General features: G+C 36.5%; 10 protein-coding genes and 3 pseudogenes. 10 read left to right on the top strand and 3 right to left on the bottom strand.

Going from position 1 to position 14,774, the window contains the following annotated elements:
• Window positions 1-324 precede the first annotated feature (324 nt).
• Together HNP81_RS17240 and HNP81_RS17245 are read right to left on the bottom strand one after the other, a co-directional pair.
• Window positions 325-701, bottom strand: a pseudogene (locus HNP81_RS17240) (DinB/UmuC family translesion DNA polymerase); the annotation flags it as partial.
• Between the two features lie 100 nt (window positions 702-801).
• Window positions 802-1,977, bottom strand: a complete 1,176-nt coding sequence (locus tag HNP81_RS17245) for an ROK family transcriptional regulator (RefSeq protein WP_182503418.1) — start codon at window positions 1,975-1,977, stop codon at window positions 802-804.
• Window positions 1,978-2,328: 351 nt separating this feature from the next.
• Here HNP81_RS17245 and HNP81_RS17250 point away from each other — a divergent pair, with 351 nt between their 5' ends.
• From HNP81_RS17250 to HNP81_RS24715, 7 genes and pseudogenes are all read left to right on the top strand, one after another.
• Window positions 2,329-3,597 carry a nickel pincer cofactor-dependent isomerase, group 22 gene (locus HNP81_RS17250; RefSeq protein ID WP_182503419.1) on the top strand — a complete coding sequence of 423 codons (1,269 nt, stop codon included), beginning with the start codon at window positions 2,329-2,331 and terminating at the stop codon, window positions 3,595-3,597.
• A 19-nt stretch (window positions 3,598-3,616) separates the two neighbouring features.
• On the top strand, window positions 3,617-4,387 hold the full coding sequence (locus HNP81_RS17255) for an SDR family oxidoreductase (protein ID WP_028390884.1): 771 nt from the start codon (window positions 3,617-3,619) through the stop codon (window positions 4,385-4,387).
• Between the two features lie 101 nt (window positions 4,388-4,488).
• Window positions 4,489-5,292, top strand: a complete 804-nt coding sequence (gene larE, locus HNP81_RS17260; RefSeq protein ID WP_182503420.1) for an ATP-dependent sacrificial sulfur transferase LarE — start codon at window positions 4,489-4,491, stop codon at window positions 5,290-5,292.
• 432 nt (window positions 5,293-5,724) lie between these two features.
• Window positions 5,725-7,197: a gluconokinase gene (locus HNP81_RS17265; protein WP_182503421.1), complete on the top strand. Its 1,473-nt coding sequence runs from the start codon at window positions 5,725-5,727 to the stop codon at window positions 7,195-7,197.
• Window positions 7,198-7,244: 47 nt separating this feature from the next.
• Complete coding sequence (gene larB / locus HNP81_RS17270; protein ID WP_028390887.1) at window positions 7,245-8,018, top strand: nickel pincer cofactor biosynthesis protein LarB; 774 nt, start codon at window positions 7,245-7,247, stop codon at window positions 8,016-8,018.
• A 25-nt stretch (window positions 8,019-8,043) separates the two neighbouring features.
• A pseudogene (gene larC, locus HNP81_RS23945) lies at window positions 8,044-9,462 on the top strand (nickel pincer cofactor biosynthesis protein LarC).
• Between the two features lie 135 nt (window positions 9,463-9,597).
• Window positions 9,598-9,794, top strand: a pseudogene (locus HNP81_RS24715) (hypothetical protein); the annotation flags it as partial.
• Window positions 9,795-10,190: 396 nt separating this feature from the next.
• Here the strand turns inward: HNP81_RS24715 and HNP81_RS24920 are convergent.
• The gene (locus HNP81_RS24920; protein WP_512698953.1) at window positions 10,191-10,448 is read right to left on the bottom strand and encodes a YczF family membrane protein; all 258 of its coding nucleotides are present in this window, start codon (window positions 10,446-10,448) and stop codon (window positions 10,191-10,193) included.
• A 109-nt stretch (window positions 10,449-10,557) separates the two neighbouring features.
• Between HNP81_RS24920 and HNP81_RS17285 the strand changes: the two genes are divergently transcribed.
• From HNP81_RS17285 to HNP81_RS17295, 3 genes are read left to right on the top strand one after another with little or no spacing between them, the layout of a single operon-like run.
• The gene (locus tag HNP81_RS17285; protein WP_182503423.1) at window positions 10,558-12,168 is read left to right on the top strand and encodes a spore germination protein; all 1,611 of its coding nucleotides are present in this window, start codon (window positions 10,558-10,560) and stop codon (window positions 12,166-12,168) included.
• Window positions 12,158-13,387, top strand: a complete 1,230-nt coding sequence (locus HNP81_RS17290) for a Ger(x)C family spore germination protein (protein ID WP_028390891.1) — start codon at window positions 12,158-12,160, stop codon at window positions 13,385-13,387. Before HNP81_RS17285 ends, HNP81_RS17290 begins: the two co-directional genes overlap by 11 nt.
• An 18-nt stretch (window positions 13,388-13,405) precedes the next feature.
• The gene (locus HNP81_RS17295; protein ID WP_182503424.1) at window positions 13,406-14,500 is read left to right on the top strand and encodes a GerAB/ArcD/ProY family transporter; all 1,095 of its coding nucleotides are present in this window, start codon (window positions 13,406-13,408) and stop codon (window positions 14,498-14,500) included.
• The last annotated feature ends 274 nt before the right edge of the window (window positions 14,501-14,774 follow it).

The following is a 14,774-nucleotide window of genomic DNA, read 5'->3' on the forward strand; positions in this document are numbered from 1 at the left end:
TTACTAGTAGAAGAGGTAAGATGTTGGTATTAGTATAAAAACTTGAGAATCTTCTAACCAGCCTCAAACATGTCTACACGTAGGGGATGAACTGTTTTACGTACAGGATCATGGTCCCGTGGGCCATACGACCTACCCCGTCTACAGTGTCATATATCGATATTAAAAATGCTCAATCAGAATCAACTTGCTAACCTTATAATACGATCGGGCCAAATAATTCAGGAAGGATCTAGAAAAAAATTGAAGCTCAAAAAAGAGCTGTGGACCTTCTTCATTTTAAATAAGAAGAATTAAATAAGCCCTCATCTTAATTGAGAGGGGCTATTTTTTATGTCCACCAACCAACTTGCTCTGATGCAATGCAGTTCCGGCGGTTGTAAATGATCCAGCTCTTAACAGGGATGAGGCACCAAATTTATTTCTAATCTTGTCTACTATATATCCAAGCTCTCGTTTTTTCCATCCGTCTGGCTCAAATAAATCTATTTGCATTTCATAAACATCAACCAAGTTACTAATGGACAGAGATATCTGCCTAACTGTGTTTCCTCGATAGCTTCCTTCAATAGTTGTAAACAAACATTGTATATTTCCATCGTAGTATTTGTTAGGCCCTCAATAGTCCTTGAACGATAAAAACCTCCACCAAATTCATCCTTCGAATAACCTAATCCAAAACTGATTGTTCTCCCAGCCTTTCAACGATTGAACGAAGCGTAAGCGAAGGTCTTAGCGAGAGTAGAACGGGACTAACCATCAGTGGGGGATGAAAAAACCCCCACTGATGGAAGTTTCACTTTATGAACCTTCTTCATCAGCTATATTTAAACATATATCTGAAACGTCGAAAAAGTTCTTAATAACTAAAGCACAGGCACCCATTATACATGCCTTTTTTCCGAATTCTGATATTAGCAGTTTACGGTAATGACCAACAGTTGACTTTAGTTGGGACTCGATTTCGGAGATAGCATTTGGATATAAACGAAGTAATTCACAATTAATAACTAATATTTCTGGGTTATACAGATTAATAATATTATTTAGGCCAATTGAGATATACTTGATGAATTGATCCATTTGATGACATATGACCGGATCTTGTTCTGTAATCCAATTTTGTATATCTCCATATTTAATATTCGTTTTGTTTTGGATTTCGGATACTTGTTTAAAAAAACTATATTCTGAAGCATATTGTTCCCAGCAGCCTGAATTCCCGCAACTGCATGGTCTGCCATCAGGCACTACAATCATATGACCAATCTCACCAGCATAGCCATGATACCCTTTGAGAGATTCACCATTAATCATAATTCCAAGGCCGATTCCCGAATACAAACTTACACTTAACAAATTCTCACTTTGATGATGCTTATATACTCTTTCGGCAAATGAACACAAATTCGCGTTATTTTCAATGTATACATCTATGCCTATTTCATTTTTAATGTCGGTTTTTAAATTTTTGTTATGCCATTGATGCTGAGGCACGAAATAAATCATCTCTTCATTATTAACAATACCGTGAATGCCGATGACTACGCCGACAAGTCCATAACGGGTTTTCATGCACCGTTTTTTATAACCCTTGATATGCTTGATTAAAAGCTCAAGAACTACATCGTAATCAGAAGTTTTCAATTCAACTGTATCGGTATGAACTGGAAAACCCAATAAATCAGAAAGAGTAAATGTAATTGTATTCTTGTCAAGATCAATACCTAAAGCAAATCCTGCTTCTTGGTTTATTGAAAGCATAATCGGCCTTCTGCCTAGATTTTTATGCTCTTGAAGCGTTTCGATGATTAATCCTTCATCTAATAAATCAGATGCCTGTACTGAAATTGTCGCTTTGTTTAAACCAGTAATCTTTGCTAAGTCAGCTCTAGATATCATTCCGTGCTCTATAATTTTGCTAATGATTATACATCTATTAATATTTTTAATATATGCAGCATCTCCAGTAAGCATATATTTCCCTCCTCGTGTTTTATAGGTTAATAAGCATCTCTTAAATAGAAGAGTACCGTTTTTTTACTTAGATACTTATTTAAATAAAAAAATTAATAATTCATGAATCTTTACTCAATAATAATTGACGAAAGAATAGCTTAATGATATTATACAGTTAATTAATTTGTTTGGTAAACAAATTAATATAAAAAATAATATATTTTAGTTATATAACAATGATACAATCATTATACTTCTATTTTTGAAAGGGATTACAACTATACTCTTTCAAATACTATTTTTGCGTAATCTATATTCTTATTTTGCAAAACTTTGAAGGAACTTAAAGAAAAGGGAGTGTAGTTATTTATGGGTATTTTACAAGAATTATTAAAAGATATTCCAGTGCCAAAAATGGCAAAGGTAAAAGTAAAGTTTGACGACAAGCAGATAGATGATCTTGAACAAGAATTGATGAAAAAATTACAACAAGATTCGATTGGAAAACTGATTCAGCCTGGTATGGAGATTGCGATTGCAGTAGGTAGCAGAGGATTAGATCGTCTTGTGGAAACGACTGCAACAACAGTGAAGTTTTTAAAAGATTTAGGAGCTAAACCTTTCATTGTACCGAGTATGGGAAGTCATGGCGGTGCAACAGCGGAAGGTCAGCGTGCAGTATTAGAACATCTTGGAGTTACTGAAGAAACAGCAGGTTGCGAAATTCGATCTACGATGGAAGTAGTGAAGCTAGGTGAATTACCGAACGGATTGCCTGTTTATATAGACAAATATGCTTCACAAGCAGATGGTATTGTTGTTATTAACCGCGTGAAACCTCATACAGCATTTAGAGGACCGGTTGAAAGTGGATTAATGAAAATGTTAAGTATTGGTTTAGGGAAACAAAAAGGGGCCGAGGCTTGTCACCAAATGGGCTTTAAATATATGGCTGAAAATGTTCCCGCTATGGCGAAAGTTATTATGGAGAAAACGCCAGTCCTTTTCGGTGTTGGAACAGTTGAAAATGCTTTTGATAGGGTAGCTGTTGTTGAAGTTTATACACCTGATGACATTATTGAAAAAGAACCAGCACTTCAAAAGAAAGCGAAAGAACTATTACCGAAGCTTTTCTTTGACCAATTAGAAGTTCTTGTTATAGATGAAATCGGTAAAAATATTAGTGGGGATGGTATGGACCCAAATATTACGGGACGTTATCCAACTCCATATGCACAAGGAGGACCAGAAGTTAACAAAATGGTCGTACTGGATGTAACACCGCAATCTGAGGGGAACGCTAATGGAGTTGGGACGGCAGATTTTACAACTCAACGTTTAGTAGACAAAATGGATAAAGAAGGAACATACGCGAATGGATTAACATCCACGGTTTGTTCTCCAACCAAAATAGCTACTACATTACCGAACGATCTACAAGCTATTCAAGCGGCAGTTAAAACAAGTAATGTATTAGATTTTACAACAGTAAAAATGGTACGCATAAAAAACACATTAAAGTTAAGTGAAATTGAAGTATCTGAAACATTATTAGATTATGTTGCTAAACATCCAAATATGGATCAAATTTCAGATGTATATGAACTTGGATTTGATGAAAAAGGAAACTTATTTTAAAAATTGGGGGAGTATTAATATGACAAAATTATTCGATTTAACAGGGAAAACAGCAGTTGCTATTGGCGGAAATAGTGTATTAGGATCATCGATTGCAAAAGGATTAGCTGCTCAAGGAGCGAAAGTTGCGATTGTCGGTCGTAATTTAGAAAAAGCAAATGAAGTTGTCAAAGAAATTGAAAGTAATGGAGGAACTGCAAAAGCGTTTCAAGCAGATGTAAGTTCACGTGATTCTTTAGTACAAGTTGCAAATGATATCGAAAAATGGTCAGGTGGATGGGATATTTTATTGAATGCACCTGGTACGAATAGTGCGACACCATTTTTTGACCTTGATATGGATGAGTGGGATAATATTATGGATGTTAACTTAAAAGGAATTGTTTTAACATGCCAAATTTTCGCTAAACGAATGATTGAACAAGAAAGAAAAGGTAGTATCATTAATATTTCATCTGTATCATCTACTACACCATTATCAAAAGTATTTACATATTCAGTTTCGAAAGCGGGTCTTAATAGTGTAACTCAGTATTTAGCCCGTGAATTCGCTCCAAACGGTATTCGTGTTAACGCGATTATTCCTGGCTTCTTCCCAGCAGAACAGAACCGGAAGATTTTAAGCCCTGAAAGAGTAGAGTCAATCATGAATCATACACCAATGAATCGTTTTGGTACTCCAGAAGAACTGCAAGGGGCTGCGGTTTGGCTTGCTTCTGAACAGGCTTCAAGCTTTGTTACAGGAACTCTTATTCGCGTTGACGGTGGTTTTGGAAGCATGACCATTTAAATTTGTGCACATAAAGCAATCAACAATTTAATATGGTAAACTGTGGTTGATTCATTCCTAGATAAAGAAACTTAGACTTAATGATGGAGGGAGATGAGACCGTGCTAACAGAGAAATACAATCAATTAACGTCGATTCTCCGAGAAATGGAATCAGTTGTCGTAGCATTCTCAGGGGGAGTAGATAGTACGTTCTTATTAAAGGCTGCTGTAGATACATTAGGTACAGATCACGTGCTTGCCGTAACAGCTGACTCTGAAACGTATCCATCTAGTGAATTAAAAGAAGCAATCGTATTAGCAGAAAAAATTGGTGTCAAGCATCAAGTAATAGAAACATCTGAATTGGCGATTCCAGGCTACTCAGAGAATAACAAGAATCGATGCTACTTCTGTAAAAGCAGTTTATTTGATCACTTACTTCCGGTTTTGGAGGAAAAGGGATTTCAAAATGTGGTATATGGAGTCATTGCTGATGACATGAATGAACATCGGCCTGGCATGAAAGCAGCTAAAGAAAAGGGAATACGAGGTCCATTGTTAGAAGCTAATTTGTTTAAAGAAGAAATTAGGGAACTTTCACGTAAATATGATTTACCAACATGGGATAAACCTTCATTTGCCTGCCTTTCATCAAGGATTGCCTATGGTGAGTATATTACAAAAGAAAAGTTAACAAAGGTTGAAAAAGCAGAAGCCTATCTAAAAAGCCTTAAGATTCGTCAAGTTCGGGTCCGAACGCACGAAGATATTGCTAGGATTGAGGTAGAACCTGAAGATATGAAGACCGTTTTAGAAAATCATGATGCTATTGTCAAAGAGCTTCAAGATTACGGTTATAAATATATCACATTAGATTTAATTGGCTATCAGAGTGGAAGTATGAACAAAGTTCTTACAACTTAATCTCATCCCACATTAACAGGCAGCCAAAAATGGTGGAAAATGCAGTAATGGCCCGATTGGTAAGATACAGTGAAACTTACCTTTGTGGTCTTCAATAGGATAGGTGAGGCCCACAGGATGTGGGTTATTACGACGAAAGTCTATAAGACGTGGAGTACTTGGTCTGTGTTCGTAGAACCTTAGATTGTAGTATCGCTTTATCTATGTTGCACGAAGGTATTAGCGGCACTAGGGTTGGACTAACAATCAGTGGGTTGAAAAAAACCTACTGATTGAAGTTTCACTTTATTGCTGCTTTTGTGCGATTTAGGTTAAAATTGTATCGGATACAAATGAAAAGGCTTTGGAGGGATCCAAAGCCTTTTCTATTAAGATTATGAATCAATATAGTTTTTTACTATAATTAATGTTTATATAAAAGGAAGATGAATCATGTCAAGAGAATTTGTAATTGGCCTTGATATTGGAACAACAAGTGTTAAAGCATGTGTTTTTAACTTGAATGGCAATGTAGTTGCAGAAGTTGAAAAAATGAACACATTTTATTACCCACAACAAGGCTGGGTAGAGCAGGATGCAGTAGAAATAGAACGATCAGCTGTAGTAGCCGTTAGAGAAGCTATTGAAAAAGCAAATATCACTAAAAACGAGCTGATTACGCTCGGGTTTTCTGCTGCCATGCATTCAATTATTTGCGTAGATCCCAATGGTAAACCACTTTCACCAGCGCTTATTTGGGCGGATGGAAGAGGTATTACGATAAGTGAAAGAGTGATGGAATTTCATGGGGACGAAATTTACTCAAAAACAGGGACTCCGATTCATCCTATGACACCATTCATAAAATTATTATGGATGAAAGAAACGGGATATAAACCATATCATGAAGCAAAATACTTTATGTCGATTAAAGAGTATTTGCTTCATAGCTGGTTTAATAAAAGGGTTATTGATTTCTCGATGGCATCGGCAACAGGGTTATTTAATCCAACAAATCGGGAATGGGATCATGAATTATTGGAATTAACGGGAATTGATATTGAACAGCTTTCTGAAATTGTCTCACCGACGGAACGATTAACAGGGATCAAAAGCAATATAGCTGAAGAAATGGGAATAATGCCTGAAATGCCTTTTGTTGTAGGGGCAGCTGACGGCCAATTAGCTAATTTGGGAATCGGGGCAATACTACCGGGAGAAGTTGCCGTATCTGTTGGTACAAGTGGAGCAATCAGACAAATAACTAATGGGTTTAAAATAAGTGAAAATCGTGAAACATTTTGTTATTCTTTTACGGAGGATTATTCCATTGTCGGAGGTCCGACAAATAACGGTGGGATTGCTTTACAGTGGTTAAAGGACTTATTGAATTACGAAGGCAGCTTTGAGAAATTTCTTGCAGAAGCGGAACAGGTAGCTCCAGGAGCAGAAGGAATGATCTTTCTTCCTTATGTTAATGGTGAAAGAGCACCATTATGGAATCAGAATGCAAAAGGGAATTTTTATGGAATGACCCTTACACACAAAAGAGAACACTTTATTCGTGCAGTTCTTGAAGGAATTACTTTAAATCTTTATCAAATTGGGAAAGCTTTAGAAAAGATAGCTGGTGAACCTGAAAAAATTTATGTGAATGGCGGCTTGGCAAGGTCTCCTTTATGGCTTCAAATGATGGCTGATGTTTTTGGAAAAGAAGTTTTAGTGCCAGAGAGTCATCATAGTGCCGCATGGGGAGCTGCCTGGACAGCGTTGGTTGCCATTGAAAAGGTTGAATCTTTTGCGGATATTAAAAAGAATATTCCAATGGGTGAAGTGATTAAGCCGAATAAACAAACGAATGAGTTTTATAAACATATGTATGAGAAATATGAAATGATGGTAAAAGACTTGTCGAAGTATTTTTAATTTTTTCCTACCACGAAAAAGAGCAAGAAATATTGGGGAGTGAAGATATGCTAGAGAATATTTTGGAACAAGTCCAAAACGGAACGTTAAGTGTAGCAGACGCAAAAGAACAATTAGCTACATATGAGAATTTAGGTTTTGCAAAAGTTGATCATCATCGGAAGAAAAGACAAGGTTTCGCGGAAATTATCTTCGGAGAAGGTAAAACGGCTGAACAGATTATTTCTATTTCCGAGGCACTAAGAAGCAAAAACAATCAAGTCTTAATTACTAGAATTTCAAAAGAAAAGGCTGAAATTGTTCTGAAAGCATGTCCTGACTTTATTTATAATGAAACGGCACAAATTCTTTATTGGAAAGATCAAGAAGTGTCCGATAGTAACTTACAAGGGTACATTGCTGTTATTTGCGCAGGAACATCTGACTTACGTGTAGCTGAAGAAGCAGCCGTAACAGCAGAAGTACTAGGAAGCAAGGTACATCGAATTTATGATGTAGGTGTTGCTGGAATTCATCGGTTATTGAATAATTTAGATGAAATTCAACATGCTACAGTCTCAGTTGTAGTTGCTGGAATGGAAGGGGCTCTCCCAAGTGTAGTAGGTGGACTTGTTTCCCATCCTGTTATTGCTGTCCCAACGAGCGTGGGGTATGGTGCGAATTTTAATGGCTTATCGGCTTTACTTACCATGTTAAATTCATGTGCTTCAGGGATAAGTGTTGTCAATATCGATAACGGGTTTGGTGGAGGATACAACGCTGTTTTAATACATCAACTTGCACAAAGAGGGGCAGAAAAGAATGAAGACACTTTATTTTGATTGTATATCTGGTATTAGTGGAGATATGGTTATCGGAGCACTTATCGATGCCGGAGCAGATCCAATGATTCTAGAAGAAGAGTTAAGAAAGCTTCAGATTGAAGAAGAATACCAATTGAAGTGGGAAAAAGTAATAAAAAACGGAATTACTAGTACGAAGTTTGATGTTTTATTAACGGACAAGCACAGTCATAACCACCAACACGATCATGCTCCTAAACATACACATGACCACGCTCATGAGCATAGTCACGATCATAAACACGACCACGCTCATGAGCATAGTCACGATCATAAACACGACCACGCTCATGAGCATAGTCACGATCATAAACACGACCACGCTCATGAGCATGGTCACGATCATAAACATGAGCATAGTCACGAACATGACCACGACCACGATCATGCACATTCTCATCATCATCGTGGCTATCAAGATATTGTGGAGTTAATTGAAGCTGCTGGATTTACTGACCATGTAAAAGAAACAGCTTTGAAAATTTTTAAGAAAATTGGCGAGGCAGAAGGACGTATCCATGGTATTCCATTAGATCGTGTCCATTTTCATGAAGTAGGTGCAGTTGATTCAATTATTGACATTGTTGGTGCAGCAATATTACTTCATCAACTCGATATATCGGTCATTAAATCATCGTCCATTCCTGTTGGTGCAGGAAGAATTCATATCGATCATGGTATTTATCCAGTACCTGCACCTGCTACATTAGAAATTTTAAAAGAAGTACCAATTGAGCAATCGAATATTAGAGCCGAGCTTACGACTCCAACAGGAGCAGCAATTGTATCGGTACTTGCAGAGGAGTTTTGTACCATACCTTCTATGAAGGTTAAATCAATTGGGTATGGAGCAGGGACAAAGAGCTTCCCTAATCATCCTAATGTGCTCCGTGTTATTATTGGGGAATAAGCTAAAACGAACCTAATAGCGAGAGGAGCAAAAATGATGGGTGCCCAACATCCTCCAAACCATGAACATGTTGATGAACAAATGATTAAAATGGAAGTCAATCTTGATGATATTCCAGGAGAATGGCTTGGATATGTGATGGATTTACTTTTCGAATCTGGTGCTAATGATGTATTCTATACCCCAATTTTTATGAAAAAAAATCGACCGGGTATATTACTTCAATTACTCTGTTCATCTAGCAAAATAAACAAAATGAAAGAAATCCTTTTTAAAGAAACAACAACACTTGGTGTACGCTACTATCCATTAACGGTTCACCGGTTAGAAAGAATGTTTAGTAAAGTAACCACTGAATGGGGAATAGTGACTATCAAAGAGGGAATATATGATGGACAAGTTGTACAACGAGCACCAGAGTATGATGAATGTAAAAACATCGCCCAACTCCATGATGTTCCTTTAAAAAAAGTGTATGAGCAAGTTTGGAAGTCATTTGAAAATGAAAAGTAAACATATCCATTTAATATATTCTTATTGAGACATGGAGTTCACACATTTGTTACACTCATAGCTGTATTAGTAATATCAGTGAGGTGTAATACAAATGTGTGAATTCTTTTTATTTCTATCTAATTTTACTAGATTAGACTAGCAGCTTTACGTGCAATGCCAGGACTTTCTATTATTCGTCCTGCTGATCAAAAGAAACAGCATGGCAATTAGCTTTGGAAAGCAAGGATACACCTACTGCACTCGTTTTAACTCATCAATGCTTACCGACTTTAAATGTGGATGAGCAGACTGTTTATGAAGGAGTGAAAAGATTTAAAGAAGTTACTTCCTCAATGAATTGATTTTAGAACTGACAATATAATACCAAAAATTTGATACTTTACTGAGTATGTTATAATTCCCCACAATTTAGCCTGTTGTGAACATTTAATATGATGTGTTTACTAGCTACCTGTGAGGGGATTTTTTATGGTGAAAAAGGACAAATCTTTACTTAGTCAGAGGCTCTGTTAAACTTGCCTGTTAATTGAAACGAAAAGCGTTCGCTTTCCGCTCCAATCAACATAGTGCTAAAAATCAACAATGAGCTTTAACACAGCCAGTCATTAAGAGTGAAGTAAGATAAGTTTACGGTTTTGAGCACACCGCAACTCATGAAATCAGAATGGAAATGATTATCTTATCTATTTATTTTTCAACTTCAACTTTTATGATAAGCATTTTTTCTATGATTGCTTTTTGTTCTGAGGGCTTATTGCTTCTTGTTTTTGTTTTCTATGATACAAAATTATGTCAATCGCTATAAAAAGTATAAAAAGAAACACGACGATATAGTCGAGAGTATTCCCAACACGAAAGGGACTAATAGCATTGTAAACTGCTGATTTTCGATTAAATCCTTGTATAATATCTAAGCCAAAATTAAGGCCAATTAATAGTACCATTATCAAAATTGAAATGCCTATGATTTTCACTCCAATCACTCTCCTTTACGTATCTTTAGCCAATCCTCTACGTCTATACAAAATTAATTGTATAAATAAAAACTTATTAAGAAACATTACTAATAAAACCCACGGAAGGTAATTACTTATGTATTTCAAACGTAATAAACAGAATAAAAACCAGCAAAATGTTCAAAATCACACAACTGAAGAAAAGATCAGCTCTTCTTTAACTGCCAATCTCGATTGGATTAAGAAAAAAACTGGTGAGAGTTCAGACCTTGTCATTCGCCCAATAAAAGCAGGGGTGAACTTTGATTTGAATGCTACTATTGTTTTTATTGAGGGGATCGTAGAAGGAGCATCTATCAATGATTTCTTAATTAAATCAATTTTAAGTTATCAGAATTGGAAGGAAGTAATTGCTACTGAACAGATTTTCGACATAATTTCTGAACAGGTGATTTCACTTGGGTCTACGAAAAAAATATGTGAATGGAACGATTTATTTTTGTCATTAATGGCAGGTGAATCCATTATTCTTGTAGATGGAGTAGTGGGAGCTTTGAGTGCGAGTACGACAGGCGGCGAGAAACGTTCTGTGTCAGAACCAACTGCTGAGAATGTCGTTCGTGGTCCTCAACAAGCTTTTACAGAATCAATTAGAACAAATACTGGTTTGGTTCGACGTATCATAAAGAATCCGGATTTGTGGCTCGAGTCTTTAAAGATTGGAAAAATGACCAATACTGATGTAGCCATCATGTTTATAAAAGGCACTGCTAATGAAAAAGTTGTTGAAGAAGTACGTAGCCGTTTACAGAGAATTGACATTGACAGCATTCTCGAATCTGGCTATATTGAGCAACTTGTTGAAGATCAGACGTTAACTACATTTCCAACCCTGTACCATACGCAAAGACCTGATGCAGTTGCTGGCAATCTTCTTGAAGGAAGAATAGCGATCTTTGTGGATGGAACTCCTTATGTGTTGCTGGCTCCCGCTGTCTTTATTCAATTTTTCCAGAGTACCGAAGACTACTATACACGTTTCGATATAGCTACATCTATCCGTTTATTAAGAGTAATTATATTTATTATTTCGATCCTTGGTCCTGCCATCTATATCGCGGCGACAACTTTTCATCAGGAAATGATTCCAACACAACTGTTAGTGATCATCGCCGCACAGCGCGAATCCGTTCCTTTTCCTACACTGATTGAAGCATTTATTATGGAGGTTGTGTTTGAAATTTTAAGAGAAGCGGGGATTCGTCTTCCTAAGGTTGTAGGCTCTACAGTGTCGATTGTAGGAGCTTTGGTCATTGGACAAGCAGCTGTTCAAGCAGGGATTGTTTCGCCAGTTATGGTAATTGTCGTAGCGATAACAGCGATGGCCAATTTTGCAACCCCAGCCTTTTCCATCGCTATTTCTGCTCGATTGATCCGGTTTTTATTTATGTTTGTTGCTGCTGTATTTGGCTTCTACGGAATTGTCCTTGGAATTATTATGCTGATTGTTCACTTATGTAGTTTACGTTCGTTTGGCACTCCTTACATGACACCACTAGCACCTTTTATTCCGGCTAACATAGGGGATTCAATCGTTCGTCAACCATTATGGGCGATCAATAAAAGGCCAAAATTAATCAGTAAAGAAAATGAGACAAGGGAAGGGCATGGCCTAAAACCTCAACCTGATGATGAACGAGGCATGAAAAATAGTACCCTAAAAAAAGGTGACCAAAATGAAGTGTAAAACGTTCTTTTTATCCTTGATGATTTCAAGTATCCTATTTATTACTGGTTGTTGGAGTCAAAAAGAGTTAAATGATTTAGCTATTGTCTCGGCATTCGCAATTGATAAAAATGAAAGTGAGAAGAATAAGGGACGATACGAAGTAACTCTTCAAGTGATTAATCCAGGAAATGTGGCGGGTAGTTTACAGGGAGGTGGCGGGCAAACCCCTCCTATTTCCACTTATACTTCTACTGCGAATACTATTCTGATAGCTAGCCGAGAGTTATCAAAGAAGGTATCACGTAAGCGTTATTATGCCCATACTAACTTGGTGGTTATTAGTGAAAAGCTTGCAAGGGAAGAAGGTATCACAAGAGTTCTAGACGCCATTGAACGAAGTCCGGAATTTCGAACAACAGCACAAATTGTCATTGCTCATAATGCAAAAGCAGCTGATATTGTTAAAATTTTGACTCCCATAGACAAAATATCTTCTAATGATGTAATTAAAACAATAAAGTTTACTGAAGATATATGGGGAGAAGTTGTAAAAGTTAATCTTCAAGATGTAATCAGGGCCCTTGTAACACCGGGGAAGGAACCAGTCATTACTGGATTTCGAATATTAGGAAGTAAAGACAAAGGAAGCAAATTGGAAAATATTCAAGATACGAAACCCTCAGGTAATATTGATGCTAACGGTATTGCTATTTTTAAAGAAGGGAAATTAATTGGTTGGTTTCATAATAAAACATCACGGGGAGTATCGTGGATTTTGAATAAAATCAAAACAACAGCAGTCGCTGTAGATTGGGAAGAAGAAAAGGAAGCGATTGTTTATAATGTAATCCGTCAAAAAACGAAGGTGAAGGCGGATATGGAAAAAGGAAGTCCAGTCATTTCCATACATACTGAAGTGGAAGGGGATATTGGTGAAGTAAATACTTCTATTAAGCTATCTGACCGTGATACATTATTCAAGATTGAAAAATCATTTGAAAAGGAAATTAAAGAAGAGATCAAACAAGCTGTTAAACAAGCGAAGAAAAATCAATCAGATATTTTTGGTTTTGGTGAAAAAGTATACAGGGCTAATCCAACTGAATGGAAGAATCTTGAACAGGATTGGAATGAAGTTCATTTTCCAAAGGCGAAAATCCGAGTATCAGTCGAAGCTTTTGTTCGTCGTACAGGTCTTACTAAGGAATCCTATATTTCTGACCTTGAGAATAAATAAGAAGGACGTGACAAACTAGTGGAAAAAGCGAAAATCAGCATAACCCAATTGTTTGTCCTCATTTTATTGTTTGAACAGGGCGACTCCATGTTGCTTCCTCTTGCTATGGAGGTGAAGCAAGACTCATGGATTTCTATACTGTTATCAACTATCGGGGGAGTTTTACTATTTCTAGTTTATTATCGATTATATCGATACTTTCCCAATGTCCTGCCAACCGATTATTTTCAAAAAATAGTAGGAAAAGTTTTGGGAAAGGGTCTTGCCTTTTTATACATCCTCTATTTTGTTTATTTTTCGGCACGTTTATTACGAAGTTTCGGTGAAATACTAGGGATTTTTGTTTACCCGTTTACTCCGTTAATTTTCATTAATATTTTCATGGTCATTGTCGTTGTTTATACAGTACGGAAAGGGATTGAGGTATTATCAAGAACAGCGGAATTGCTATTCATTGTCTTGCTGTTTCTTTCAGTGACTGGACTCATACTCGTTAGCAGTTCTGGTTTAATAAATATCCACAATCTAACACCTGTCCTTGAAAATGGCATTTCTCCTATATTAAAAAATGTATTTACAGAAACATTGTATATCCCTTTTGGGGAATTGATTGTTTTTACAATGATTTTCCCTTACTTAAACAGCTCAAAAAAAGTGAAATCTATTGGTGTAGTTAGTGTTATTTTAAGCGGTATGAACCTAGCTTTTGGCGCTGCATTAAATATTGGTGTTCTTGGTACTCATCTTGCTTCTCGGTATCAGTTCCCATTACTAACGACGATGCAATCGATCCAGATCCTTCAATTTTTGGAGCGTCTTGATGTGTACTTTCTTATTGCTTTAATCATAGGCTGTTTCTTTAAAATTGCGCTATTTTTTTATGCTGCTGTTATTGGAATATCTGACTTATTTAAAATAAGAGAACCTTCCCAGGTGAGCTATCCCCTCGGTTTTGTCGTATTATTTTTGTCGATCCAGATGGCGAGCAGCTATTCAGAACAATTACAAGAAGAACTAAAAATTCTTCCTCTAGCTATCCAGCTTCCTTTTCAAGTGATTATTCCTATTTTGCTGTTAATTATTGCGTTTTTTAAGAATAAAAAGAATCATTAACATGTACCTTGTTGAAGGAAAGCAGCTTGTAAATTGCTTGACTAATACATACGAAAATTCCCATACGAACTATAGATTTTGAATGGCCAATCATGGGAAATTAGATAAACACTGAAAAGTATGGGGAGGTAAAGTAGGATTTAAGAGGCAATGGTCAGGACAGTGGGTAGTATAACATATCTCTTGATAGAATTACCTAAGAAAAATTATTGAAACTAAAATGCTTATCTCCTTGCTCGCTATTATTTTTAGCAGTTTTTTCGTATAGTTTTTT

This window comes from Peribacillus huizhouensis (assembly GCF_014138605.1).
GTDB lineage: Bacteria > Bacillota > Bacilli > Bacillales > DSM-1321 > Peribacillus > Peribacillus huizhouensis.